At 71.4% G+C, this 24,247-nt stretch carries 22 protein-coding genes; 12 read left to right on the plus strand and 10 right to left on the minus strand.

Going from position 1 to position 24,247, the window contains the following annotated elements:
• Window positions 1–148 precede the first annotated feature (148 nt).
• From ACFQRD_RS09730 to ACFQRD_RS09745, 4 genes are all read left to right on the plus strand, one after another.
• Window positions 149–1,300: a DUF819 domain-containing protein gene (locus tag ACFQRD_RS09730; RefSeq protein ID WP_377804009.1), complete on the plus strand. Its 1,152-nt coding sequence runs from the start codon at window positions 149–151 to the stop codon at window positions 1,298–1,300.
• Window positions 1,297–2,424 (plus strand): dipeptide epimerase, encoded by a 1,128-nt coding sequence (locus ACFQRD_RS09735; protein WP_377804011.1) that lies wholly within the window; start codon window positions 1,297–1,299, stop codon window positions 2,422–2,424. The genes ACFQRD_RS09730 and ACFQRD_RS09735 overlap by 4 nt, the downstream gene beginning before the upstream one ends.
• 107 nt (window positions 2,425–2,531) lie before the next feature.
• Window positions 2,532–3,644 carry an NlpC/P60 family protein gene (locus ACFQRD_RS09740; protein WP_377804013.1) on the plus strand — a complete coding sequence of 371 codons (1,113 nt, stop codon included), beginning with the start codon at window positions 2,532–2,534 and terminating at the stop codon, window positions 3,642–3,644.
• Between the two features lie 794 nt (window positions 3,645–4,438).
• Window positions 4,439–6,163, plus strand: a complete 1,725-nt coding sequence (locus ACFQRD_RS09745) for a DUF222 domain-containing protein (RefSeq protein ID WP_377804015.1) — start codon at window positions 4,439–4,441, stop codon at window positions 6,161–6,163.
• A 31-nt stretch (window positions 6,164–6,194) separates the two neighbouring features.
• Here ACFQRD_RS09745 and ACFQRD_RS09750 read toward each other — a convergent pair whose 3' ends face one another.
• The 4 genes from ACFQRD_RS09750 to ACFQRD_RS09765 all read right to left on the minus strand — a co-directional run bounded on the left by ACFQRD_RS09750 (window position 6,195) and on the right by ACFQRD_RS09765 (window position 8,940).
• The gene (locus ACFQRD_RS09750) at window positions 6,195–6,989 is read right to left on the minus strand and encodes a serine hydrolase (RefSeq protein WP_377018866.1); all 795 of its coding nucleotides are present in this window, start codon (window positions 6,987–6,989) and stop codon (window positions 6,195–6,197) included.
• Between the two features lie 62 nt (window positions 6,990–7,051).
• Window positions 7,052–7,900 (minus strand): aldo/keto reductase, encoded by an 849-nt coding sequence (locus tag ACFQRD_RS09755; RefSeq protein ID WP_377804017.1) that lies wholly within the window; start codon window positions 7,898–7,900, stop codon window positions 7,052–7,054.
• An 84-nt stretch (window positions 7,901–7,984) separates the two neighbouring features.
• Complete coding sequence (locus tag ACFQRD_RS09760) at window positions 7,985–8,422, minus strand: NUDIX domain-containing protein (RefSeq protein WP_377804019.1); 438 nt, start codon at window positions 8,420–8,422, stop codon at window positions 7,985–7,987.
• The gene (locus tag ACFQRD_RS09765) at window positions 8,419–8,940 is read right to left on the minus strand and encodes a PTS sugar transporter subunit IIA (protein ID WP_377804021.1); all 522 of its coding nucleotides are present in this window, start codon (window positions 8,938–8,940) and stop codon (window positions 8,419–8,421) included. Before ACFQRD_RS09765 ends, ACFQRD_RS09760 begins: the two co-directional genes overlap by 4 nt.
• A 97-nt stretch (window positions 8,941–9,037) precedes the next feature.
• Between ACFQRD_RS09765 and ACFQRD_RS09770 the strand changes: the two genes are divergently transcribed.
• The 3 genes from ACFQRD_RS09770 to ACFQRD_RS09780 are packed head-to-tail and all read left to right on the plus strand — an operon-like array spanning window position 9,038 to window position 11,445.
• Window positions 9,038–9,994 carry a sugar-binding transcriptional regulator gene (locus tag ACFQRD_RS09770; protein WP_377804023.1) on the plus strand — a complete coding sequence of 319 codons (957 nt, stop codon included), beginning with the start codon at window positions 9,038–9,040 and terminating at the stop codon, window positions 9,992–9,994.
• Between the two features lie 51 nt (window positions 9,995–10,045).
• Complete coding sequence (locus tag ACFQRD_RS09775) at window positions 10,046–10,447, plus strand: MerR family transcriptional regulator (RefSeq protein WP_377018859.1); 402 nt, start codon at window positions 10,046–10,048, stop codon at window positions 10,445–10,447.
• A 2-nt stretch (window positions 10,448–10,449) separates the two neighbouring features.
• Window positions 10,450–11,445 carry an aldo/keto reductase gene (locus ACFQRD_RS09780; protein WP_377804093.1) on the plus strand — a complete coding sequence of 332 codons (996 nt, stop codon included), beginning with the start codon at window positions 10,450–10,452 and terminating at the stop codon, window positions 11,443–11,445.
• Between the two features lie 4 nt (window positions 11,446–11,449).
• Here ACFQRD_RS09780 and ACFQRD_RS09785 read toward each other — a convergent pair whose 3' ends face one another.
• Window positions 11,450–12,346: an aminodeoxychorismate lyase gene (locus tag ACFQRD_RS09785; protein ID WP_377018858.1), complete on the minus strand. Its 897-nt coding sequence runs from the start codon at window positions 12,344–12,346 to the stop codon at window positions 11,450–11,452.
• A gap of 56 nt (window positions 12,347–12,402) precedes the next feature.
• Window positions 12,403–13,503 (minus strand): WXG100 family type VII secretion target, encoded by a 1,101-nt coding sequence (locus ACFQRD_RS09790; RefSeq protein ID WP_377804024.1) that lies wholly within the window; start codon window positions 13,501–13,503, stop codon window positions 12,403–12,405.
• A 156-nt stretch (window positions 13,504–13,659) separates the two neighbouring features.
• On the opposite strand from ACFQRD_RS09790, the gene ACFQRD_RS09795 reads away from it, so the two are divergent.
• On the plus strand, window positions 13,660–14,616 hold the full coding sequence (locus ACFQRD_RS09795; protein WP_377804025.1) for a DMT family transporter: 957 nt from the start codon (window positions 13,660–13,662) through the stop codon (window positions 14,614–14,616).
• A gap of 18 nt (window positions 14,617–14,634) precedes the next feature.
• On the opposite strand, the gene ACFQRD_RS09800 is transcribed toward ACFQRD_RS09795, so the two are convergent.
• Genes ACFQRD_RS09800 through ACFQRD_RS09810 form a run of 3 tightly spaced genes read right to left on the minus strand, consistent with a single transcriptional unit; the run spans window position 14,635 to window position 17,514 of the window.
• Complete coding sequence (locus ACFQRD_RS09800) at window positions 14,635–15,414, minus strand: hypothetical protein (protein WP_377804026.1); 780 nt, start codon at window positions 15,412–15,414, stop codon at window positions 14,635–14,637.
• Window positions 15,415–15,418: 4 nt separating this feature from the next.
• Entirely contained in the window at window positions 15,419–16,681 is a 1,263-nt protein-coding gene (locus ACFQRD_RS09805) for a galactokinase family protein (RefSeq protein ID WP_377804027.1), read from the minus strand.
• Window positions 16,678–17,514, minus strand: coding sequence for a nucleotidyltransferase family protein (locus ACFQRD_RS09810; protein ID WP_377804028.1), 837 nt, complete (start codon window positions 17,512–17,514; stop codon window positions 16,678–16,680). Before ACFQRD_RS09810 ends, ACFQRD_RS09805 begins: the two co-directional genes overlap by 4 nt.
• A gap of 120 nt (window positions 17,515–17,634) precedes the next feature.
• Here ACFQRD_RS09810 and ACFQRD_RS09815 point away from each other — a divergent pair, with 120 nt between their 5' ends.
• Window positions 17,635–18,930, plus strand: a complete 1,296-nt coding sequence (locus ACFQRD_RS09815) for an MFS transporter (protein WP_377804030.1) — start codon at window positions 17,635–17,637, stop codon at window positions 18,928–18,930.
• 94 nt (window positions 18,931–19,024) lie between these two features.
• The gene (locus tag ACFQRD_RS09820) at window positions 19,025–20,563 is read left to right on the plus strand and encodes an OFA family MFS transporter (RefSeq protein WP_377804032.1); all 1,539 of its coding nucleotides are present in this window, start codon (window positions 19,025–19,027) and stop codon (window positions 20,561–20,563) included.
• 9 nt (window positions 20,564–20,572) lie between these two features.
• On the opposite strand, the gene ACFQRD_RS09825 is transcribed toward ACFQRD_RS09820, so the two are convergent.
• The gene (locus tag ACFQRD_RS09825) at window positions 20,573–21,430 is read right to left on the minus strand and encodes an alpha/beta fold hydrolase (RefSeq protein WP_377804034.1); all 858 of its coding nucleotides are present in this window, start codon (window positions 21,428–21,430) and stop codon (window positions 20,573–20,575) included.
• 224 nt (window positions 21,431–21,654) lie between these two features.
• Here ACFQRD_RS09825 and ACFQRD_RS09830 point away from each other — a divergent pair, with 224 nt between their 5' ends.
• Both ACFQRD_RS09830 and ACFQRD_RS09835 read left to right on the plus strand, forming a co-directional pair.
• Window positions 21,655–23,151, plus strand: coding sequence for a glutamate-cysteine ligase family protein (locus ACFQRD_RS09830; RefSeq protein ID WP_377792316.1), 1,497 nt, complete (start codon window positions 21,655–21,657; stop codon window positions 23,149–23,151).
• 81 nt (window positions 23,152–23,232) lie between these two features.
• Window positions 23,233–24,225, plus strand: a complete 993-nt coding sequence (locus ACFQRD_RS09835) for a bile acid:sodium symporter family protein (protein ID WP_377804036.1) — start codon at window positions 23,233–23,235, stop codon at window positions 24,223–24,225.
• Window positions 24,226–24,247 lie beyond the last annotated feature (22 nt).

Consider the following 24,247-nt stretch of genomic DNA (forward strand, 5'->3'; position numbering starts at 1 on the left):
CGTCCGCCCGGAACCTCACCGAACCGGATCCCGTCGGAAGCACCGTGAACGCGCCTCGGAAGAGGCGGCGCTCGCTGGTGCTTCCGATTTTTTTGTCCCCGAATCCGGTCCCGACCCCCGACCGCCCCCGACGAAGAGGACCCTTCTCGTGATCACCGACGGCCTACTCATGCTCGGCGTCCTGCTCGGACTCTCCGGCGTGCTGATCGTGCTCGAACGCACCACCGGCTGGAAGTTCTTCCGCTTCGTGCCCGGCATGGTGCTGATGTACCTGCTGTGCGCGACCCTCAACTCCCTCGGCGTCTTCGGCCAGGACGACGCCACCCGGGGGCCCATCGCCCAGGTCAAGGACGTCCTGCTGCCGGCGATGATCTTCCTGTTCCTCTTCGGCTGCGACCTGCGCAAGATCATCCGGCTCGGCCCGAAGCTGCTGTTGACCTACTTCGTGGCCGCGGCCTCGCTGTTCCTGGCGATGGTCCTCGTCTTCCTGGTCTTCCAGGCGGCGCTGCACGAGGAGTCGTGGAAGGCGCTCGGTGCTCTGCTGGGCTCGTGGACCGGCGGCAGCGCCAACATGGTCGCGATCCAGGACATCCTGCAGGCGCCGGAGAGCATCTTCGGCTACGCCCTGATCACCGACACGATCATGTACTCGCTGTGGCTGATGATCATGTTCGCCTCGGTCGCCGCCTCGCCGCGGTTCAACCGGTGGACCAAGGCCGACACCTCCCACCTCGACTCCCACATGGGCGTGCTGGAGGAGGAGAAGCGGCCGGTCACCGTGGTCTCGCTGGCCATCACGATCTTCGGCTCGATCCTGGTCTCGACCGTCGTGACCTGGATCGGCGGCCTGCTGCCCGAATGGGGCGACGTGGTCACCGGCACCACCTGGACGATCCTCATCGTCTCCGTCCTGGGCCTGATCGTCGCCGTCACCCCACTGGGGAAGACCGCGGGCACCCAGGAGGTCGCCACGCTGATGCTGTTCGTGGTGATCGGCCAGATCGCCTCCGGCTCGGACTTCTCGGCCCTCACCCAGGCGCCGCTGTACCTGCTGATCGGCCTGCTGGTGCTCGCCATCCACGCCGTGATCATGGTGGTCTACGCGAAGCTGACCAGGACCGAGCTGTTCTCGCTGGCCGTGGCCTCGACGGCGAACATCGGCGGGATCGCCTCGGCGCCCGTGGTCGCCAGCGCCTTCAACCGGCAGCTGGTCCCCGTCGGCATCCTCTACGCACTGATCGGATCGTTCGCGGGCACCTTCATCGGTCTCGCCGCGGCCCAGGTGATGTCGGCACTGTGAGCACCGCACCCGATCCCCGAGAACGAGAGCTCCACATCCTCGCGGTGCGTCAGCATCGCCACCGGGCTCCTCTGCGCCGTCCCTTCGTCACCGCCGCCCGCCGCACCGAGGCCGTCGAGTACGTCGTCGCCGAGGTCGAGCTGGCCGGAGGCATCGTCGGCCAGGGCTCCGCGGCGGAGACCGTCGCCGTCACCGGCGAATCGGCCGACTCCATCGCCGAGGCCCTCTCCGGCCCCCTCCGGCAGGCGCTGGAGGGCGCCCGGGGCACCGTCGCGGAGCTGTCGGCCCGGATCGCCGGGGCCCTCGAGGGCGGCACCAGTGCCCGGGCGGCGTGCGACGTGGCCCTGCACGACGCCTGGGCCCGCGCGGCCGGCTCTCCCCTGGTGGAGCTGCTCGGCGGCCGCGCCGACGACGGGCTGATGAACGACATGACCGTCTCGCTCGAGGAGCCCGAGGTGATGGCCGAGCGGGCTCGCGCCGCGGTGGCCGGCGGCGAGGAGATCCTCAAGATCAAGCTCGGCCACGACATCGATGAGGACCGACGCCGGCTGGCTGCGGTCATCGCGGCGGCCCCGTCGGCCCGTCTGCGACTGGATGCCAATCAGGGCTGGAGCCCCGAGCAGGCCATCGACATCATCACCGGCTTCGAGATCGACGCTCTGCCGATCGACCTGGTCGAGCAGCCCGTGGCGGCCGCCAACGTGGAGGGCATGGCGCGGGTGGCGGCGGCGGTCGAGCTGCCGATCATGGCCGATGAGTCCGTGTGGTCCGTCGAGGACGCCCACCGGCTCGTCGAGGCCGGCGCCGCGGACCTGCTGAACATCAAGCTGGCCAAGACCGGCGGCATCCCGCAGGCCCTCGCCATCGCCGACGTCGCCCAGGCGGCAGGCATCGAGTGCATGATCGGCGCGATGATGGAGCCGCGCATCTCGATCACTGCGGCCGCGCACGTCGCGATCGCGCACCCGGCGATCACGATGATCGACCTGGACCCGCCCTTCTGGTTCGCCTCCGATTCTCCCCCCGGCGGCTTCACCCAGAGCGGCGGCTGGCTGCGCCTGACCGGCGGTCCCGGCCTGGGACTCCAGCGGCTGCGGGCCGATGAGGATGGGGGTGATACGTGAGCACCGTGCCCATGCCGGGTGTCGCGCCCGACCGCGCCCACCCGTCGCACCCTGGACCCACCATCTGCCGTCCTCGCCCTGCCGGGGACACCTCGAAGGAGAACCTGATGTCCACGCACTCCCCCGCTGTCCGTCTCACCCGCCGCGATGGTCTGCGTCTCGCCGCGACCGGTACCGCCGGCCTCGCCGTCGCGGGGCTGGCCTCCGTCGCGCCCGCCGCCGTCGCCGCTCCCGCCGACACCGCCCCCGCGGGGCTCCCCGCCCCTGGTGAGGGCCTCACTCCGGGCGGCCTCGCCCATGTCGCCGTCACGGCCACCACTCTGTGGGTGGATCCGCGCACGAACCGTCCCGGGATCGACGACCCCTCGCTGACCAACCCCGTCGATCTGGATGCCTGGAACGCGAACATGCAGGACACCGAGACCCGGCGCTGGCTGACCGGCGAGCTCGAGTCCCAGGCCGTGCTCGGCAGCGAGGTGATCGTCGATGAGATCGACGGCGACTGGGCGAAGATCGTGGTGACCGCGCAGCCCACCCCGCGCGACCCGCGCGGCTACCCGGGCTGGGTGCCCACCATCCATCTGGTGGCCGACGGTGACTTCGCCGCCCGTGCCGGCTCCGCGCCGACGGCGACCGTCACGGCGCTGACCAGCACGCTGACGGGGACCCCGTCGGGCAACCATCCGAGCATCCCGGTCTCCTTCGACACGATCCTGCCGGTGCTCGGCCGTACCGGGAAGGCGGTCAAGGTCGCGGTTCCCGGCGCCCGGGCGGCGTACCTGCCGGCCGACGACGTGGTGGTCCGCGAGCACGGCGAGCAGCCGCCGCTGCCCACCGTGGAGGACATCGTCGCCACCGGTGAGCGGTTCCTGGGGCTGCGATACCTGTGGGCGGGCGTGAGCGCCTACGGGTTCGACTGCTCCGGCTACACCTACACGCTGTTCCACCACCACGGGATCACCATCAACCGCGATGCCGGTGCCCAGATGAACAACTCCGGGCTCGAGCCGGTCGAGCGGGAGGATCTCCAGCGCGGCGACCTGGTGTTCTTCGCGACCGAGCCGGGCGGCGACTCGATCCGCCACGTCGCCCTCTACCTGGGCGAGGACATGATCATGCAGGCACCCAACGCCTCGCGCAGCGTCGAGCAGATGTCGCTGACCGAGTACGACCCGACCGGCGAGTACGCCGGAGCGCGGCGCGTGGCTCTGGCCGGCTGAGCCAGCGGCGGGTCGCCGGGCCAGCGGGGCGACGGGCCAGCGGTCCGGCGGGCCACCGGTCCGGCGGGCCCCTTGCCCCGTGCAGCCCCACACCACGTTCGTGCCCCATCGGCACCTGACGGTGCGCTCCCTGAGCGCGCGCCGGCAGGTGCCGATGTGTGTCTGGGGCGGTGTGCGGCTCAGTGCCGGTGACGACGCCCGGCGCAGTGCTCGTGGGCCGTCCGATCCGGTGCTCACGGCGACCCGATGCGCCTTTCCTCCACAATGGCAGGTTTTCCACACCCATACTGTTGACGCCGCTCAGATGTGGTAAATCGCGTGGACGTAAACTGTCATTCCTGCATAGTGGCAATTCGTCCACATTGACGCCTCGCTGTTCCTCCACAGTGGCCATTCGTCCACATTCGACGCCGCCATCGTTCCTCCACAGTGGTCACTCATCCACAAATTTCTCCGGATCTCGCGGATCTCTTTCGGATTGGTGTTCGAGTCGATAAACTGGGGACAGTCGCAGGGGCCGGATATTTCCGGGGGTGCGGCACTGTCAGGGAAAGGGAGGGGGTTTGGTCATGGGCGAGGAAGAACTGCAACGAGACCACGCTGGCGAGCCCTCCCCGGGCACGGATGCTGCTGACTCTGCGGATGCACGTGAGGCGACCGCTCCTCCCGGGACGAGCGAAGGCCACGGCTCGGATGACGCTCCTGGCTCCGGTGAAGTTCCCGATCCACCCGACGATGCCGGCCCCGATGACGCGTCCGGCCCTGCGGACACTGCGCCGGAACCCGAGCCCGAGATGCCGACAGTGCCGCCCCTGCGAGCCCGCAAACCCCTCACCGAAGAGCGGATCCTCGAGGCCGCCGAAGCCGAGCCCGGCAGCGAGCAGGCCGATCGAGTGCAGGCGATCCATGCCGCCCTCCGTGCCCAGGCCACCGCCTACGCCCGCCAGCTCGAGCGGATCTGTGAGTTCTTCACCGCCGACGACGAGGCGGCAGGATCCGTGGAGGACTCCGACCTGGTCGCGCTGAAACTCGCCACTGCGATGCGTTGCTCCACCAGCCGCGCCGAGACCATGATCCGCCACGCCCACCGCGCCATCGACCAGCTCCCCGCCGTGTTCGCGTTCCTCGACGCCGGGGACCTCCCCGAGGACTGGCACCGCCACCTGCTACGCAAAACCGCGGCCCTGAACGACGAGAAGATCCACATCGTCGATACCCATGTCTCCTCGTGGGATCTGGCGAACATCTCCCGCGACCAGTTCGACCGCCGCCTGAGATACCTCATCGATCTGCTGACCGCCGACGCCCTCCCTGAACCACCCGAGGCCAAACGCCAGGTGGCGGTGGAGATCGATGACGAGCGGTGCGGGACGGCGACCATGCTGATCACCGGGCCCATCCCCGAGATCATCGCGCTCATGCACCGCATCGACACCTCCGCCCTGACCGTCCAACAAGCACAGCGCCAAGCCCTCCGCGACGGCCAAGAAGGCCCACTGCCGTTCGACATCGACGAAGACCTCCGCGAACGCGGCCGCGCCAAATCCCTCGCAGAGCTGCGGTATGCGGTGCTGACCCACTCGATGCTGAGCATCGACCCGGTCCAAGAACGCGGCCAACAGTTCACCCTCAACGTCACCGTCCCCGCCCTCACCCTCCTCGGTGCCTCGAACGCGCCCGGGCTGATCGAGGGCCAGACCCCGATCCCCGCCGAACAAGCAAGAGTGCTGGCAGCGAACGAGGATGCGACCTGGCACCGGATCCTCACCGACCCCGCCACCGGAGCGTTCCTGCCCACCGCCGCCACCACCTACAAACCCAGCGCGCAGATGTGTCAGCAGTTGCGGCTGCGCCACCCCGTGTGCGCCGCCCCCGGGTGCCGGAAAGCCACCGCCCTCAGCGCCGAGAACGACCACATCCAAGAATTCAACCACCACCACCCCACCGCCGGCGGCCTCACCACCCTCGTCAATCTCCACCGATTATGCTGGCGCCACCACCAGTTGAAAACCAGTCGCCGAATAGACCCCGAACGCGACACCGGAAACACCCGCGCGCCCAGCGGCGGCAGCATGCCCGATAACGAGGGCGGCCCAGGAAACCCGGCACCCGATCCCAGGGGTCCCGGGAACCCCAGTGGTACCGGTCGTGCCGCTGGGCCCGAAAACGACGACAGCAATACTTTTAAGGGGCACGACCGCGCCGACCCGTTCCACGGCAGCAACGGCGGGCCGCTGGAGACCCGGTGGAGCATCGACCTCGCCGCCCGCGCCCGCACCCGCGAAGAGACCGACCTCGCCACCCCACACCTCGTCGCCGCCCTCAACACCGCCTGGAACCACCACGAGAGAGTCCGCGAGCACGCCACCCGGGCCCAAGAACGCGACGCCCAACGCTCCGACGCCGAACGAACCACCGAGAAGCGCCGCGAACGCGAACGCAGATTCCTCGGCAAACGCCCCGACCCCACACCACCACCGCCGCCCAGCCCGGAGGACGACGAACCACCACCGTTCTGACGGCTCTCACGGCAGTGCCCAGGAGCAGGGTTCAGGCTGCGCGGTCCGGGAGCAGTGTGCGAACCAGGTCGGCAATCTGTGCGTCGGCGTCGTCCTGGCCGATTCCGGCCGTCAAGACCGCCAGGAAACGCGTATCAGGTCCGGCGGGGCTGCTCACGTACGCGACGTCGTGGCGATAACCCTCGACCCAGCCGGACTTCGACCCCCACTCGACTCCATGCCGCAGAGCCTTTCCGATCACGGGAATGCGCTGAGCACGCAGCGCTTCCCGTGCCAGCTGCTGAGACGCTCGCGAAAGGCCGGACCCCGCTCCAACCAGTGCGCGCATCGTCACGGCAAGATCCCTGGCGCTGGTCTCGTTGGTCGCGCCGGCATCGATGGCGCCCTTGTCACCGATGAGCCGTTCGACGCGAGTGGCCGTAAGTCCCAGATCCTTGATCGCCGCGGCCACTGCGTCGAGGCCGATGAGTTCGACGAGATGGTTCGTCGCCTCATTGCTCGAGCGGTCGATCATCCGAACCGCCAGCTCGCGCACCGCGATTCGCTCGCCCTCGCCAGGATGGGTCGGATCGAGGTGGTCCCCGCCGAGGGTGAATGCCTGCCCGTCGGCGCCCGTGAAGGTCCGCGCCGACCCGACCGTGGCGTCGAGATCCAGCTCGCCGCGGTCGGCCGCGAACAGAGCAGCGCACAGGACGTGCAGCTTGATCGTGCTGGCGGCGTAGTACGGGTGCTCAGCACCGACGGCCGAAAGCTCCCGGCCGTGCGCGTCGAGCAGGCAGTGGGACACCGAAGCCTGGTCAGGGACGGGGGCGGTCGGGATCGACATTCTTCGAACCCTACCGACATCCGTCCCTGACCAGGTCGGCTCGTGCGAGCCGTCGTCCGGGCTCAGGCGCCCTGACGACCGCCGAACTCGCCGGGGTTGCCGCCGCGGCGGCCTGCCTCGCCCTTGTGCAGAGCGGTGATCGCCTCGATCTCGTCGTCGGCGAGCTCGACCTCGAGGGAGGCGAAGTTCGACACGATGCGCTCGGGGGTCTCGGACTTCGGGATCACCACGTTGCCGAGGGCCAGGTTCCAGGCGATGACGACCTGCGCGGTGGAGGCGCCGTGCTTGTCGGCGATCTCCTGGACCACGGGGTCGGTGAGCTCGCCGCCGCCCTGGCCCAGCGGCGACCAGGACTCGGTGACGATGTTCTTGGAGGCGTGGAACTCGCGCAGCTCGGGCTGGTTGAAGTAGGGGTGGAGCTCGATCTGGTTCAGCACCGGCCGCACACCGGTCTCGGCCTCCACCTTCTCCAGGTCCTCGATGCGGAAGTTCGAGACGCCGATGGAGCGGATACGGCCCTGCTCCTGCAGCTCGATGAACGTCTTCCAGGTCTCGACCGCGAGACCGTTGGCGGGGGCCGGCCAGTGGATCAGGTAGAGATCGAGCTCCTCGAGCCCGAGATCCTCCATGGTGGCGTCGAAGGATCGCAGGGTGTTCTCGCGCCCCTGGTCCTGGTTGGGAACCTTCGAGGTCACGAACACGTCATCACGCGCGAGACCCGCCGACTTCAGGCCCTGGCCGACGCCGGCCTCGTTGTTGTAGCCGCGGGCGGTGTCGATGTGGCGGTAGCCGGCCTCGAGTGCCTGGGCGACGACGTCGGTGGCCACGGAGTTCTCCACCTGCCAGACGCCGAACCCGAGCTGCGGGATCGAACGGCCGTCGTGGAAGGGGATGGAGGGCGAGCTGGGCATGATTCTCCTCGTGATGAAACAGGTGAGTCGGCGACTCCCAGGCTAGCGTTTTCCTCCCGGCCCCGGGAGCTGGTCCGCCCGGCGTCAGGCCGCGCAGACCCCGAGCGAGACGGGCCGGCTGCTGGGATCGGACTCGAGCCAGCGGGCGAGTTCGACGGGATGGAAGCGGTACTCGGCGAGGCGATCCAGGGGAAGCCAGGCGGTGCCCACCTGCCCCGGATCCGGCTCGGTGCCGATACCCGGTTCCTCGCCCTCGACCAGGCCGGCCCAGTAGGCCACGCTGACCTGGTGGAACGGCGGGATGAGGAGCTCGTAGAGGCAGGCCAGCTGGTGAACCTCGACCAGTGCCCCGATCTCCTCGCGGCACTCGCGGATCAGCGCCGACACCTGGTCCTCGCCGTGCTCCTGGCCGCCGCCCGGCGGGGCGTACACATCGCTGCCGTCGGGATCGATGTAGTGATTCATGAGCACGTGCGCATCGCGGACGATCAGCGCCTTCACTCCCAGTCGCGGTGAGCTCACGCGCGATCCTCCTCTCTCTGGCCAGGGTCGACGTTACCCAGCTGTGCCATCGCGCGCTCGCGCAGCTGCTCGTCGTCGGCCGCGGCCAGCAGATCCGCGACGGCCGACTCGTCCCGCAGCACGCCCACCAGTCGCTGCAGCGTCGCCACGTGCTCCGTGGCGTCGCGGAGCAGGGGCATGGCCACCAGCTGCACGTCCACGGTGCCGCCGCTGCCGCCCATCTCCCCGAACGGCACGGGCCGGGCCAGGGTCGCCAGCGCGAGGCCGGGGACAAGGACATGCTCGGGATCGGCATGCGGGATCGCGGTGGGGATCGGCGTCGGCAGGCCCGTGGGGTAGCGCAGCTCGCGCTGGTGCAGGGCGTCGGGGAAGCCGGGCGTCACCGCGCCGTCGTCCAGCAGCCGTCCGGCCAGGGTGCGCAGCACGTCCTCGGCGCTGGCCACGTCGAGGCCGGAGAGGACGACGCCGAGCTCGAGGCGCGGCGCAGCAGGGTCGCGGTGACGAGGATCTGTGGTCATGGGGCCTCCCGGGTCGGTGCCACAGATTCTGTCATCCCCTCGCCCCGGCCCTGCGTACGCTGGGCGGATCCGTTCCCGCGCGTCCCAGGAGAACCGTATGCCCGCACCTCGCGACACCGCCGTGATCGTGCGGGCGGCCCGGCTCTACTACGAGCAGGGCCGTTCGCAGACGGAGGTCGCCCACGAGCTCGGGCTCTCGCGCTCGAACGTCTCCCGGATCCTCACCCAGGCGCGGGACCGCGGAATCGTCGAGATCGCGATCCACGACCCCGAGGGACCTCCGCGGCGTGACGAGGCCCTGGAGGCGGCGCTGCGGGCGGCGTTCTCCCTGCGCGAGGCCCATGTCGTCTCGGCGCCGCGCACCACCGCGATGGAGGCGGTGGCCCGCCAGGGTGCTGCGGCGCTGGCCGAACGGGCCGCGCACGTGGGCGGCATCGGCGTCTCCTGGGGGCAGACGGTCCAGAACGTGATCGCCCAGCTCGATGCCCTGCAGCTGCGGCCGACGCCCCGCGTGCTGCCCCTGGTGGGCGGGCACAGCGCGCTGGACCAGTTCGACTCCGGTGACTCTGTGCTCCGGGTGCTCGCCTCGCGGCTGGGTGCGCGACCGGAGACCCTGTACGCGCCGGCGGTGCTGGAATCGGCGACCACGGCGGCCACCCTGCGCTCCGAGTCGAGCATCGGGAAGGTGCTCGCCGCCGCCGCGCAGGTCGAGCTCGCCCTGGTGGGCATCGGATCCGTGGGCCTGCATTCCTCCCCGCACATCGTCTCGCTGATGAACCTCAGCGAGGCCGAGCGCGCCGCGTTCGAGGCGCAGGACCCCGTGGGCGACGTGTGCGGGCGGTTCGTCGATGCGCACGGGGTGCCGCTGGGGGCGCCGACGGACCAGCGGGTGCTCGCGGTGACCTTCTCCGAGCTGCTGCGGATCCCCGAGGTGGTCGGCGTCGCGGCCGGCGCCGAGAAGGCCCCCGGGGTGCGCGGCGTGCTGCGCAGCGGGGCGATCGACACCGTGATCGTCGACGCCGAGCTGGCCCGGGAGATCCTCGCCCGCGCCTGATCCCCGCACGCGCCTTGCCCTGGAGCGCGCTCCAGGAGTCACACTCGGATCATGACCGATGGGATCGCGATCGCCGATGCGGCGGGGCAGCTCGCCCTGACCTCGGACACGCTGCGCTACTACGAACGGGCCGGCCTGCTGCTGCGGCCCGTGCCCCGCTCGGCCAGCGGGCAGCGCCGCTACGAGGACCCTGACCTCGCCTGGATCGCGCTGATCACGAGGCTGCGCGCGACGGACATGCCGATCCGCGAGATCCGCCGGTACGCCGATCTGGTGCGGGCGGGGGCGGGCAACGAGCAGGAACGGCTCGAGCTGCTGCAGGCCCACCGGCAGGTCGTGCTCACCCAGCTCGCCGACGTCACCGCCCACCTCGGGGCGATCGAGCAGAAGATCGGTATCTACGAGGACGCGCTTGACGTGGAGCGCGCTCCAAGGAGTTGTCTGGACCCATGACTATCACACAGCGCACTCTCGGCACCGCCTCCCCGCTCACCGTCTCCACCCTCGGCCTCGGCTGCATGGGCATGTCGGAGTTCTACGGCACCCCCGATCACGCCGGCGGCATCGCCACCATCCACCGGGCCCTCGACCTCGGGGTCACCTTCCTCGACACCGCCGACATGTACGGCCCGTTCACCAACGAGAAGCTCGTGGGCGAGGCCATCGCCTCCGCCCCTCTGGCCCGCGATCGGATCCAGCTGGCCACGAAGTTCGGCAACGAACGACGGGCCGACGGCTCCATGGTCGGCATCAACGGCCGTCCCGAGTACGTCCGCGCCGCCTGCGACGCCTCGCTGCAGCGGCTCGGCCTGGACCACATCGACCTGTACTACCAGCACCGGGTGGATCCGCAGGTCCCGATCGAGGAGACCGTCGGAGCGATGAAGGAGCTGGTCGAGGCCGGGAAGGTCCGCCATCTCGGGCTGTCGGAGGCCTCCGCGGCGACGATCCGCCGCGCCCACGCCGTCCACCCCATCACGGCCCTGCAGACCGAATACTCCCTGTTCACCCGCGACATCGAGGACGAGATCCTGCCGACCCTCCGCGACCTCGGGATCGGACTGGTCCCCTACTCCCCGCTGGGCCGCGGCATCCTCACCGGCGCCATCGATCGCTCGACGCTCAAGGACGGCGACAGCCGCGCCGCCGGCCGGTTCCCGCGCTTCGAGGGCTCGGCGCTCGATGCCAACCTGGAGCTGGTCGCGCGAGTGCGGGCGATCGCCGAGCGCGTGGGCTGCACCCCGGGCCAGCTCGCCCTGGCCTGGGTCCTCGCCCAGGGCGAGGACGTGACGCCGATCCCGGGCACGAAGCGTGTGCGCTACCTCGAGGAGAATGTCGGCGCGGCCGACGTGACGCTGGATGCCGCCACGCTGAGGGAGCTCGTCGAGGCCGTGCCGCGGGACGCCGTGGCGGGCGAGCGCTACGGCGACATGTCGACCATCGACCGCTGAGCTCTCAGGCCTGCCCCTTCAGCACCTGCTGGAAGCGGGCGGTGAGCTCGAGATCCACGGGCAGCTGCTGGTCGTCGAGGTGGGAGATCGGCGCGGCCAGGCGGGTGGAGGACAGCAGCCACGCGCCGTCGGCCGAGGTCACGTCGGCAGGGGCCATCAGCTGCTCGCGGGTCTGCGTGCCCTCGCGTTGCAGGACGTCGAAGAGGCTGGTCACGCTGGTGCCGGGCAGCACGCCCGCGCTGACGGGAGTGGTGCTGTAGGTGTCGCCGTGGCGCACCAGCAGCGTGGACGTCGGCCCTTCGAGGACGTAGCCGTCGGTGGAGACGAACAGGACGTCGTCGGCGCCGCGGCGCCGGGCCTCGCGGGTCGCGGCCATATTCACGGCGTAGCTGAGGGTCTTCACGCCCGGCAGCAGCCAGGGACTGGTCTCGGTGACGGTGGTGGACAGGCCGCGGTCCAGCGCGGCGACGCGGATGCCGGCGCGGTACGGCGTCCAGTCGTCCGAGACGCGGGCGTGGATCCAGCAGGTGGGGGTGCCCGTGCCCTCGATGCCGCGCGTGAGCATCACGCGAACGGTCAGCTCGGGCACCGCCGGGTGCTCCGCGATCGCCGCGTCGATCGCCTGGGCGATGGTCTGCTGGTCCGGCTCCGGCAGTTCGGCCAGGGACGCGCTGCGTGCCAGTCGCTCCAGGTGGGGGCCGACGTTGACGGCCTTGCCGTCGAACACGCCGATCGTCTCGAAGACGCCGTCGCCGCGGGTGGCGACCAGGTCCGTGACCGAGAGCTGAGGGGCGTCGGGGTCGGCGAGGACGAAGAGATCGCCGCCGTCGGTCGGGGCCCCGGCGGCGCCGGGAACGAGGACGAGGACCGGGGCGGGAGTGTCCGTGCTGGACGAGGTCATGGCGCTGCTCCTGAGGTGAGGCGACCGGACCTCTCAGGATAGACCCTGCCGGCCCGTCAGCCGCGATGCTCCTGCGTGGAGTGGCCGATGCTCTCGCCGATGGCCGGGCCGCTGCCTTCGCCCGGTCCCATGACGTCGCCGATCATCTCGAGGATCCGGTCCAGGAGGGAGCCGCCCTCGTCGCCACCGGCGATCTCGATGCGTCCGCCCATGGTGGTGGCGCCGCTGGACTCCCCGCCGTCGACGAGACCCTGCATCCCGATCGGCATGCCACCACCGCCCGACGGGCCTCCGCCCTCGGTGCCTGCGGCTTCGGAGCCGAGCGCCTCCCCGGCGCCGCCTCCGGATTCGCCGCCGCCGGCGCCGCCACCGGAGCTTGAGCCGCCGCCGCTGCCTCCGGCTGAGCCGCCGCCCCCGCTGCCGTCGCCCGCGCCGCTGGAGTCGCTGCCGCTGGTGCCGGAGCTGTCGCTGCCGCCCGAAGTGCTGTCGGCAGAGGTGCCGTCGGTGAGCGGGCCGTTGCCGATCACGTTGCCCAGGCCTCCGCCGAGGCCGAGGCCGGTCAGCAGATCCTGCAGACCCATTCCGGAATCGAGAGCGCGATCCAGGATGCCGGACAGCATTCCGCCGGTCAGGCTGCCCAGCAGCCCGCCCTGGAACGCGGCCCGGCCCTCCGGGGTGCTGAGTGCTTCGCGCAGCATCCCCGCCATGCCGTCGTCGCCTCCGAACACGCCTTCTGCCAGGCCCACGCCGGCGCCACCTGGGCCGCCAGAACTGCCGCCGGTCGAGCCGCCCGGACTGCCCGCGCCCGCACCGCCGCCGCTGCCGCCGCCGCTGCCGCTGCCACCCGAACCTCCGGCGCCGCCTCCGCCGCCGCTGGACGTCGGGCCGTCGACAGTGGAGGCTGCCTCCTGCTCGTCGGCATGACCCATCAGACGGCGCGCGTGGTGGCGCAGCTCGACGGAGCAGTCCTGCAGGCCCGGCCGGACCTTGCCGGTCCAGTCGGCGCGGAACGCGTCGGCGTCCTCGCCCACCCACTCGATGGTGTCGATGGTCGAGGACAGCCTCGCCTCCAGATCGGCCAGGAGCTCCGCTCTGCGCACGTAGATGGACCCGACCGACCGCAAGGCCTCGGTGTCCGCCCCCCAGAAGTGATTCATCGGCCCCTCGTCTCCCTCATCCCCACACCACGCCCCGTGATGCTCCCCGTGTGATGGCTCCACCGTATGGCCGTCGCACGATGGCGGCCATGGGGAGGACTACCCATGCCATCGGCAGTTCTCGCGGATCCGCCCGCGGTCGTACAGTGAGCGATCGTGACCGGCACTTCCCCGCAGACCCCCTCCGCGTCCCACGCCCCGTGGTGGGCCGTCCCGGCCGCCGTCGTCGGCGGCGTCATGGGCGCCACCCAGGCACGCATCAACTCCGACCTCGCCGCCGAGCTCGAGGACGGCTTCGTCGCCTCCGTCATCTCCTTCGGCTCCGGTCTCGTGCTGATCCTGGTGCTGGTGGCCCTGATGCCGCGCCTGCGGCGGCTCTCCGGCACGTTCTGGCGGGACCTGCGCACCGGGGCCTTCCCCTGGTACCTCGCGATCGGCGGTCTGGGCGGGGCGACGTACGTGCTGGGACAGTCGTTCTCCGTGGCGCTGCTCGGGGTGGCGCTGTTCATCGTCTGCGTGGTCGCCGGTCAGACGGTGACCGGGCTGGTCGTGGACCGGGTGGGGCTCGGCCCCGGCGGCGTGCGCCACCTGACCCCGATGCGCCTGATCGGTGCCGGCCTGATGGTGGTCTCCGTGATCCTGGCGATGTCGCGCGGGATCAGCACCGAGGCGCCCTGGTATCTGCTCGCGCTGCCGATGGTGGCCGGCGTCGCCATGGGCCTGCAGCAGGCCACCAACGGTCGCGTCACCCAGCACAGCGGCCATTTCATGGTCGCCACGCTGGGCAACTTCGTGGTCGGCACGGCGGCACTGGGTCTGGCCGCGCTGGCGCACGTGCTCGTCGCCGGGCCGCCCGAGGCGCTGCCGGCGAACCCGCTGCTCTACCTGGGCGGCCCGATCGGCGTCGTGTTCATCGCCATGGCGGCCTATCTGGCGGGCCCGCTGGGCGTGCTGACCCTGGCGATGTCGACCATCGCCGGCCAGATCGTGGCCTCGGTCGTCATCGACGCCATCGCCGCGCCCGGGCACCTCACACCGCTGACGATCACCGGCGCCGTGCTGACCCTGGTCGCCGCCGCGGTCACGGCCTCGGCCCGCCGGCCCCGAGCCTGAGGACCGCGCGCCCGCGGGTCAGCCGGCGAGGACCACGATCCGGCCGCGTTCGCGCCAGATGACGTGGAGGTCCAGCGGGTCGCCGGGGACATCGGCGTCGATGAGGTCGACGCGGGCGCCGCGGGGTGCCTCGCGCAGATCCGCCACGGCGACGGCATGTCCGGGCAGGTCGACGATGTCCGTGGTGGCCGGGGCCTGCAAAGGCACCTCGACCGGGTCGGCCGTCTCGTCCATGCCCAGGATCTCGGCGAACAGGTGGCCCTCCATGAGCTGCTCGGCGGCCTCCGTACGGGCCTCGCCCTCGTCGTCGCGCTCGGCGAGGGCGTTCAGCGTGGCCTCGAGGGCATCGGCGAAACGCTCCAGATAGCCGCCCAGGTTCGGTGCGGCCAGGTACAGGGCGAGGTCCTCGCCGATGCCGTAGACGGCGCCGGGCGCTCCGTCGGGATCGATCGTGAGGATCACCGCGGCATCGGGCGTCTCGTACAGCGGGTAGAACGAGGTGGCCTCGCCCAGCAGCGTGTAGGGGCCGACGTCGGTGCGGTCCTCGATCTGCAGGGTCAGGACCCTCTGGCCGCACAGCTCGATGCCGCCGAGCTCATCGGCGACCTGCTCGAGCGCGGGCGGCGGGTCCGCGGCGACCTCCTCCTCGGTCATGGCGAGACCCGGGATCAGGGTGACGTCCTGCTCATGGGTGCGGGCGAGGGAATCGATCCGATCCAGCACCGGCCGTACCGACAGCACGGGCAGGACAGGGGCCTCGGTGGGCCAGGGCAGGGAGTTGTTCATCGGCGTGCTCACGGCCTCAGTCTGTCACCCGATGGGCCGCCGCGCCGGGGCGCGTGATGGCGGCCGACGCCGTCCCGGCCCGCTCGAGGTGCCTCGCCCGGTAGGCCTCCAGCCAGCGACCGGCGAACTGCTCCGCCTCCACGGCGTCGACCAGGGCCCAGACACTCCCGCCGAAGCCCGCTCCGAAGGCGCTCGCGGCGTGGGCACCCAGCTCCCGGGCCAGTCTCTGCAGGGTGATCGTCTCGGGTACCTGGTTGCGCAGGCCCCTCTCGGCGCCGGCCTGGGAGTCGTCGGCCAGGCGCCCGAACTCGGCGAGGTCGCCCTCCTCGAGGGCGAGTGCTGCGGCGGGGACGATCCGCTCGGACTCGGCGAGGAACTGCTCGAGGCGCCCGGCGAGGTAGCCGTCGTCGGCCGCGAGCTCCCGCAGGCGCTGAACGCTCGCGGGCCCGCTGCCGATCGCAGCCGCAAGGGAAGCGTCGTGCCTGCCGGTGTCCTCCTGCCAGCGACGCAGGATCTCGCCCACGGCGAGAGAGACCCGGTTGTAGTCCTCGCGGGCGGCGCCGGTCTTGGCGGCCTCCACCCCGCTGACGGCGATCACCAGGGCGAGCTCGTCCCCCAGAGCCACCGTGCGTTCGTGGCGGACGGGGCAGAAGGAGTACTGGACCAGGGCGCCGGGGACCCCGCAGAGCATCGCGGTGTGGTCCTCGCTGCCGCCGAACGTCCCCACCCCGCGGTGGCCGCTCAGCTCCCCGAAGCTCTGCCCGTTCTCGACCGTGCCGAGGTACTCGCCGAGCTGCTCGGGCGTGGTGATCGCGGTGGCGAAGGCCGGCTCGGCGGCGAGGCCGGAGAGGTCGATCAGCGCGAGGGCGAGGCCGACGACGAGCGCGGAGGAGCTGGACATGCCCGCGGCCAGCGGCAGTGTGGTGGTCACGGTGAGGTCGGCGCCGCGCAGGCGGCCGCGAAAATTCGCCGCGAGCCGGGCGGCGACCGTGCGGACGTAGCCGCCCCAGTGCCCGTCGGCCTCGCCGGTCGGCTCCTCGAGGCGATCGAGATCGAGGGTGACGTTCTCACCGGCCTCCTCGGAGCGCACCCGCAGCAGGCGGTCCGCGCGGGCCGCGGCGGTGACGGTGTGCCCGGCATCGACCGCGGCGAGCAGGGAGCGGCCGCCGGCGTAGTCGGTGTGCTTGCCGAGCACCTCGATGCGGCCGGGCACGAACCAGCGGGTCCGCTGCGGTGCATCGCGGGCGGCTCGAGTCAGCGCGGTCAGCGCGTCGGTCACAGCCGCACCTCGATCCCGGCGAGGGCTTCCTGCATGGAGGCGATGTCGCCGCGGGAGGACATGTCCAGCACCCCGGCGGCCGACGGGACGACGGTGACGCTCTCGCCCTCGCTCACCAGCAGCCGCACGGCGTCGATGATCTCGTACTCCCCGCGCACGGACCGCTCGATGCGCGCGCAGGCGTCGAAGATCGCGGGGGTGAACAGCCAGGCGTTCATGGACACGGGCGCATCCTCACCGTAGGCGGCGAGGGTCTGCTCGTCGGGTTTCTCGACGATGTCGCGCAGGTGGCCGTGCTCGTCGGTGGCGACGAGGGCGAAGGCGCGCACGCGGTCGGCGGGGATGTTGGAGCGCTCGACCATGGCGGCACGATCGAAGCCCACCAGGGCGGTGCCCGGGGCGGCGGCGAGCGCGGCGAGGGCCTCGCGCGGATAGTAGTTGTCGGAGTTGACGACGATGACCCGCTCGTCGCCGGCGAAGCCGCGGGCGGCTGCGACGGCGTCGGCGGTGCCGCGCGGTTCGGCCTGGATGGCGGTGGTCACGGTGACCCGGCCACCGCTGACCGCCGCGGCGTACTCGCGCAGCGCATCGTGCTCGGGGCCGATGACCAGACACACCTCGGTGACGCCGACGTCGGCGAGCGCAGAGATGACGTAGTCGAGGAAGGGGCGGCCCACGTCGATGAGTGCCTTGACGCCGCTGGCGGCCACGGCGGCCTGGGCCGGGTCGAGCTGCGCGGCGTTGTCGGCCCTGCGCATGCGGGTACCGAGGCCGCGCGCGAGGATCACGGCCCGACGGACGGGTGCGGGAACGGTGGTGTCGGTGGCGCTCACCCGGGTGAGTCTAGAGAGCCGATACCGGAGTGTGAGCCCTATCGCGAAGGCGACCACGGAGCCTGCAGGGTTTCTAGGCTGGTCAGCGCCGCGTCCGGTCGCGGCAGGAAGCGAGACCTCATGACCACCACGGCTGCCCCGCAGTCCTCCGCCGCGCGCTCCCCGTGGCGCATCGCCTGGGCCTCCATGGTCGGCACCTCGCTCGAACAGTTCGACTTCTATCTCTACGCCTACTTCTCGGCGTTCTTCGTCGGCCCGCTGTTCTTCGAGCCCCTGGGCCCGGCCGGCTCGACGCTGGCGTCGTTCAGCACCATCGCGGTCTCCTTCGTGATCCGGCCCGTCGGGGCGCTCATCTTCGGGCACCTCGGTGACCGGATCGGGCGGCGCGCCACTCTGCTGTGGACCGTCTCGCTGATGGGCGTGGCCACCGGGCTCATCGGGCTGCTGCCCACGTACGCCCAGGCTGGCTGGTTCGGTGCGATCGGCCTGGTGCTGATGCGCCTGGTCCAGGGCATCTCGCTCGGCGGCGAGTGGGGCGGCTCGGTGCTGCTGGCGACCGAGCACTCCCGCCCGCTGAAGCGCGCCTTCTACGCGGCGATCCCGCAGCTCGGCTCCCCCATCGGCTCGATCCTCTCGGCGGCGGTGTTCATCGTGCTCTCGGTGACGCTGCCCGAATCGGCGATGAGCAGCTGGGGCTGGCGCGTGCCCTTCCTGCTGGCGATCCCGCTGCTGCTGGTCTCGGTCTACCTGCGGCGCCGGGTCGAGGAGACGCCGGTGTTCATGCGGCTGGCGCGGGAGGGCGGCCGCGAACGGATCCCGCTGGCCGAGATGTTCCGCTCCCGGCCGCTGGCCCTGGTCATCGCGATCGGCGCCGCCCAGCTGGGCATCGGCTCCTATGCGCTGATGAACACCTACACGATGAACTACGGCTCGGCAGTGCTGGGCTACCCGTATCTGCAACTGCTGACCGCGGCCACCATCGGAGCCCTCCTGCAGCTGGTGACGATCCCGCTGTTCGGGGCGCTCGCGGCGCGCATCGGCTCGGCGCTGGTGGTGGGCCTCGGAGCGGCCGGCACGGCGCTGATCGCCTTCCCGATGTACCTCCTGCTGCAGTCGGCCGGATTCGGGGTGCTGGTGGCGATGATGGTCATCGGCGGCATTCTGCCCACCATGTCCTGGGCGGCGCTCGGCGGGCTCATGAGCGACCTCTTCCCGGCCCGGTTCCGCCTGTCGGCGCTGTCGCTGAGCTACGCCGCGGCCGCGACGGTCAGCGGGCTCGTGCCGCTGGCGACCGCGGGCCTGGGCGCCTGGACGGCGCAGGCGTGGTGGCATCCCGGCGTCGTGCTGGTGGCGCTGTCCGCGGTCACGCTGGTCGCGGCGATCGCGGCGGGCCGTCACGCCGCGCGGTCCGACTGACCGGTCCCGGGGACGTATCGTGGGCGCCGCGTCAGGCAGCACCTCAGCCGCGCGGCATCACCGCTGATGCCGGCCCTGTCCCCGGAGGCTCCTCATGTCCGTTCTCGATCGCAGCGCGATCATCGCGCCCGTCCGCTTCAATCGCTGGCTGATCCCGCCGGCGGCGCTGGCCATCCACCTCTCGATCGGCCAGGTCTATGCCTTCAGCGTCTTCAAGTCGCCGCTGCAGGGCCGCTTCGACGTCGGCGAGGTCGCCGTCGGCTGGATCTTCTCCCTGGCCATCGCGATGCTCGGCATCTCCTCGGCGGTGCTGGGCACGTGGGTCGAGCGCGTCGGCCCGCGCATGGCGATGGTCGCCGCGGGCGGGTTCTGGGTCGCCGGTTTCCTGGTCTCCTCCCTCGGCATCTCCACCGGCCAGCTGTGGCTGGTCTACCTCGGGTACGGGGTGATCGGCGGGATCGGCCTGGGCATCGGGTACATCGCGCCGGTCTCGACGCTGATGAAGTGGTTCCCCGACCGGCCCGGCCTGGCCACCGGACTGGCGATCATGGGATTCGGCGGCGGCGCGCTCATCGCCAGCCCCGCCTCGAACCGGCTGATGGCGCTGTACGGGGGCGGCCCCGAGGCCGAGAACCTCGTCGCGGGACTCACGCCGACCTTCGTGACCCTGGCCGTGTGCTACCTGATCGTCATCGCGGCCGGGGCCTACGTGGTCCGCCTGCCCCACCCGGACTGGAAGCCGACGGGCTGGAGCCCCGAGCAGGCCAGCGCCCATGCGGCGCAGACCCGCGGCGCGGTCTCGGCGAAGCAGGCCATCCGCACCCCGCAGTTCTGGTTCCTGTGGATCGTGCTGTTCACCAACGTCACCGCCGGCATCGGCATCCTCGAGAACGCCTCGCCCATGGTCCAGGACGGGTTCGGCATCGGTGCCGCGGCGGCGGCCGGGTTCGTCGGCCTGCTGTCGATCGCCAACATGGCCGGCCGGTTCATCTGGTCCACCACCTCGGACTATCTGGGACGCAAGGTCAACTACGCCCTGTACCTCTCCGTCGGCGCCGCGCTGTACCTGGTGCTGGCGACCGTCGGCTCGACCTCGCTGGCGATCTTCGTGATCTCGGCGCTGGTGATCATCTCCTTCTACGGCGGCGGCTTCGCCACGGTCCCCGCGTATCTCAAGGACCTGTTCGGTGTGTACCAGGTCGGCGCGATCCACGGCCGGCTGCTGACGGCATGGTCCGCGGCCGGCATCGCCGGGCCGCTGATCGTCAACAGCATCGTCGAATCGCAGGCCGCCGCCGGCCACGACGGCATGGACCTGTACCGCCTGTCCATGTGGGTCATGGTGGGCGTGCTGGTGGTGGGCTTCGTGGCGAACCTGCTGATCCGCGCCATGAGCTCCACGCACTTCGAGGACGAGAGCGTGGTCGCCGAGAAGGCCCGCGCCGACCGCGCCGGAGCCACGGAGGCGAAGACCGGCAGCGGCGCCGGTGGGGCGAGCGGAGGCGCCGCACGCGAGTCCAGCACTCCGGCGGAGACCGCGGCGGCCGTGTTCCTCGCCGTCGCCGTGGTGATCGCCCTGGCCTACGGCCTGTTCCAGACCGCCATCCGCGCCGCGGAGCTGTTCACCGGCTGACCGGGCCGGTCACCGGCAGCTGCCGGGGTAGCGGGCGAGGAAGTCCAGCAGCGCGCCGTTGAACGCGGCGGCGTGGCTGAGGTGGATGCCGTGGGGTCCGCCGCGGATCACGTGGATCTCGCTGTGGGCGACGGCGTCGTACGTGCGCTTCGCGGAACCGTCGCAGGGGACGGTCCGGTCGCCGTCCCCGTGCAGGATGAGGGTGGGCACGGTGACCTGCTCGAGGTCCTTGCGGAAGTCCGTGCGCCCGAAGGCGTCCATGGTCGCCAGCGCGGCCGGCCGGGTCGCCTGGTGGCACATCGCCAGCGCATCGGCCAGCTGCTGCTCGGTGACCTGAAGTCCGTCGGCCGTGGAGAAGACCTCGCGCAGGAACGAGTCGTAGAAGCCGGGCGGGTCCAGTGCGAGATCCTTGGCCATCCCGGCGGCCTGCGCCGGGGGCAGCGGCCCGTCGGGATTGCCGGGGGTGCGAAGCATCATCGGCGTCACCGCGGAGGCCAGCACGATGCTGCGCAGGCGGTCCCCCCCGTGCCGGCGGATGTAGCGGACCACCTCTCCCCCGCCCATGGAGAACCCCACCAGGCTGACCTCGCGCAGGTCGAGCTCCTCCAGGACCGCCGCCAGGTCGTCGGCGAGCGTGTCGTAGCCGTAGCCGGTGGCCGGCTTGCTGCTGCGCCCGAACCCGCGGCGGTCGTAGGCGATCACGCGGTAGCCGGCCCGTCGCAGGATGGGCACCTGCCGGACCCAGGAGGCCGAGGACAGCGGCCAGCCGTGCAGCAGCACGACGGGTCTGCCATGGTCCCCGGTGTCCTCCACGTGCAGCGAGACCTCCCCGAGCAGCTTCCCCGGGGTGGAGATCGTGCCGGCCATGGGAGTTCCTCCTTCAGCGCCCGCCACCGGGACTGTGACGGCGACCACTATCCGGCGGCTCGGTCTCCACCGCAAGCACAGGATTCCGGCCCCCAGCGTTCGCCCAGGCCCGTCCGTCGCCGCCCCGCTGACCGCTCGGTCTCGATCCGCGTCGGCGACCGCGCACCGCGCACGCGGCCATGCTTGGATGAGCCGCAGCATCCACCCCCGGCCGGGAGGTCACCATGGGACGCGAAGTCGGCTCGACCGAGTTCACGCGCAGTCAGCGCACCTTCTACCGGCGCGTCCTGCGCCGCAACCTCGACGTCTTCGAGTCCTTCCTGGACTCGGCGGAGTTCATCGACGAGGGCACCGTCGGCGTCGAGCTCGAGATGAACCTCGCCGACGCCGAGGACTTCAGCCCCGCGCTGCTCGCGGACACCGTGCTCGAGGAGCTCGGCGACGAGGACTTCGTCCACGAGGTGGGCCGGTTCAACGTCGAGACGAACCTGCCCGTCACCCACCCCGGCGGCCCGGGCCTGCGCGAGCTCGAGGAGGCGCTGTCCGCCCGCATCGAGCGCGCGGATCGCACCGCGACCGCCCACGGCGCGCGCATCGTGCCGATCGGGCACCTGCCCACGATCACCGAGGATCTGTTCGCCGACGACTCCTGGCGCGCCCCCGGGGCCCGGTACGAGGTGCTCGAGGCGAGCGTCATGGAGGCGCGCGGCGAGGAGATCCAGCTGCGCATCGAGGGCGAGGGCAAGGGGCTGGACGCCACCTTCGACTCCGTCGGCCCCGAGGCGGCGTGCACCTCCCTGCAGCTGCACCTGCAGATCCCGCCGGAGGATTTCGCCGACGCCTGGAACGCGGCCCAGGCCGTGGCCGGCCCGCAGGTGGCGCTGGCGGCGAACTCGCCGTTCCTGATGGGCAAGCGGCTGTGGCACGAGACCCGCATCCCGGTGTTCATGCAGTCGATGGACACGCGCCCGCCGGAGTACGCGGACCAGGGCGTGCGCCCGCGCGTGTGGTTCGGCGAGCGCTGGATCACCTCGATGTTCGACCTGTTCGAGGAGAACGTGCGCCTGTTCCCGGCGCTGATCCCGGAATCGCGCGACATGGCCGACGAACCGCTGCTGACCGAGGGCTCCTCGCCGCGCCTGCACGAGCTGATGCTGCACAACAGCACGGTGTGGCGCTGGAACCGCCCCATCTACGACCCCGGCACGGACGTCCCCCACCTGCGGCTGGAGAACCGCATCCTGCCGGCGGGGCCGACGGCCGCGGACATGGCCGCCAATGCCGCCTTCTTCTACGGGCTCATGCACGCTCTCGTCCACGAGCGCCGGCCGCTGTGGTCGCGGATGAGCTTCGAGCAGGCCGACGAGACCTTCCAGCAGTGCGCCCGCTGGGGTCTGGAGGCGCGCGTGCGCTGGCCCAAGGTGGGCCGGGTCCGGGTCGCCGATCTGCTGCAGGAGCACCTGATCCCCCAGGCCATGGACGGGCTGCGCGACCTCGGGGCCGACGGGGACGTGGTCGACCACTACGGCGAGCTGCTCGCCGCGCGCGCCCGCACCGGCCGCAACGGCGCCCGCTGGCAGATCGACACCGTCACCTCGCTCGAGGTGCGCGGAGCGAGCCGCCCCGAGGCGCTCTCGGAGATGACGCGCCTGTACCGAAAGGCCGTGGAGACCGGGGAGCCGGTGCACGCCTGGCCGGTGCCGGCGCGGCAGCGGACCTGAGCCGGGCCTCCGCCGGGGGCACGCGACCACCTGACGTCCACATCTCAGGATGACGTCTCACTGGGCGGTACATTGCCTCGCATGAGTACCAAGATCCCGAACTCTCCCCCCGCGGACGCCGCCCGCACCTCCGAGGACCGCTCCGCACGCCTCGCGGTCACCGTCTTCCCCGCCCTCGTCGTCCTCGCCGCGCTGTTCGCCTTCCTCGTGCCCAGCGCGGGCCAGGCGATCGCGCCGCTGATCAGCTTGTTCCTGGGCATCATCATGTTCGCGATGGGGCTGACCCTCACGATCCCCGATTTCACGCTGGTCGCCCGGCGGCCGCTGCCCATCCTGATCGGCATCCTCGCCCAGTTCGTGATCATGCCGCTGGTGGGGCTGGGGATCGCGCTGCTGCTGCAGCTGCCGCCCGAGCTCGCCGTCGGCGTCATCCTGGTCGGCTGCGCACCGGGCGGGACCAGCTCGAACGTGATCGCCTACCTCTCCAAGGCGGACACCGCCCTCTCGGTCACGATGACCTCGATCTCCACGCTGCTCGCGCCGGTCTTCACCCCACTGCTGACGCTGTGGCTGGCCGGCTCGTACCTGCCGGTCGCCGCGGGGGACATGGCGCTGTCCATCGTCCAGATCGTGCTGATCCCCGTCGTCGCCGGCGTCGTGATCCGGCTGCTGCTGAGCCGCCTCGTGGACCGGGTGCTGCCGGCGCTGCCGTGGGTGAGCGTCGCCGGCATCTCCGTGGTGGTCCTGGCCGTGGTCAGCGGCAGCACCGAGACGATCATCTCCGCGGGCGCGCTGGTGCTGCTCGCCGTCGTGCTGCACAACGCCGTCGGCTACCTCGCCGGGTACTGGCTGGCCCGCGCCCTGAAGCAGGGAGAGCGCGCCGCGCGGACCACCTCCATCGAGGTGGGGATGCAGAACTCCGGGCTGGCTGCAACGCTCGCCGCGAGCGCCTTCAGCCCGGCCGCGGCCCTGCCCGGCGCGGTGTTCTCGATCTGGCACAACCTCTCGGGCGCGCTGCTGGCGGTCTACTACCGCCGCAGCGCCGAGAGGAAGGCCCCGGCCACGGAGCGCTGACCCCTCCCCGAGCAACGTTCGC

The organism is Brachybacterium sp. GCM10030268 (assembly GCF_042666305.1).
GTDB lineage: Bacteria > Actinomycetota > Actinomycetes > Actinomycetales > Dermabacteraceae > Brachybacterium.

Coding starts and splice junctions, on each gene's coding strand:
- ACFQRD_RS09740 (WP_377804013.1), top strand. CDS start 2,532: ATGTCCACGCACTCCCCCGCTGTCCGTCTCACCCGCCGCGATGGTCTG.
- ACFQRD_RS09745 (WP_377804015.1), top strand. CDS start 4,439: ATGCCGACAGTGCCGCCCCTGCGAGCCCGCAAACCCCTCACCGAAGAG.
- ACFQRD_RS09750 (WP_377018866.1), bottom strand. CDS start 6,989: ATGTCGATCCCGACCGCCCCCGTCCCTGACCAGGCTTCGGTGTCCCAC.
- ACFQRD_RS09755 (WP_377804017.1), bottom strand. CDS start 7,900: ATGCCCAGCTCGCCCTCCATCCCCTTCCACGACGGCCGTTCGATCCCG.
- ACFQRD_RS09765 (WP_377804021.1), bottom strand. CDS start 8,940: ATGACCACAGATCCTCGTCACCGCGACCCTGCTGCGCCGCGCCTCGAG.
- ACFQRD_RS09770 (WP_377804023.1), top strand. CDS start 9,038: ATGCCCGCACCTCGCGACACCGCCGTGATCGTGCGGGCGGCCCGGCTC.
- ACFQRD_RS09775 (WP_377018859.1), top strand. CDS start 10,046: ATGACCGATGGGATCGCGATCGCCGATGCGGCGGGGCAGCTCGCCCTG.
- ACFQRD_RS09785 (WP_377018858.1), bottom strand. CDS start 12,346: ATGACCTCGTCCAGCACGGACACTCCCGCCCCGGTCCTCGTCCTCGTT.
- ACFQRD_RS09790 (WP_377804024.1), bottom strand. CDS start 13,503: ATGAATCACTTCTGGGGGGCGGACACCGAGGCCTTGCGGTCGGTCGGG.
- ACFQRD_RS09815 (WP_377804030.1), top strand. CDS start 17,635: ATGACCACCACGGCTGCCCCGCAGTCCTCCGCCGCGCGCTCCCCGTGG.
- ACFQRD_RS09820 (WP_377804032.1), top strand. CDS start 19,025: ATGTCCGTTCTCGATCGCAGCGCGATCATCGCGCCCGTCCGCTTCAAT.
- ACFQRD_RS09825 (WP_377804034.1), bottom strand. CDS start 21,430: ATGGCCGGCACGATCTCCACCCCGGGGAAGCTGCTCGGGGAGGTCTCG.
- ACFQRD_RS09830 (WP_377792316.1), top strand. CDS start 21,655: ATGGGACGCGAAGTCGGCTCGACCGAGTTCACGCGCAGTCAGCGCACC.
- ACFQRD_RS09835 (WP_377804036.1), top strand. CDS start 23,233: ATGAGTACCAAGATCCCGAACTCTCCCCCCGCGGACGCCGCCCGCACC.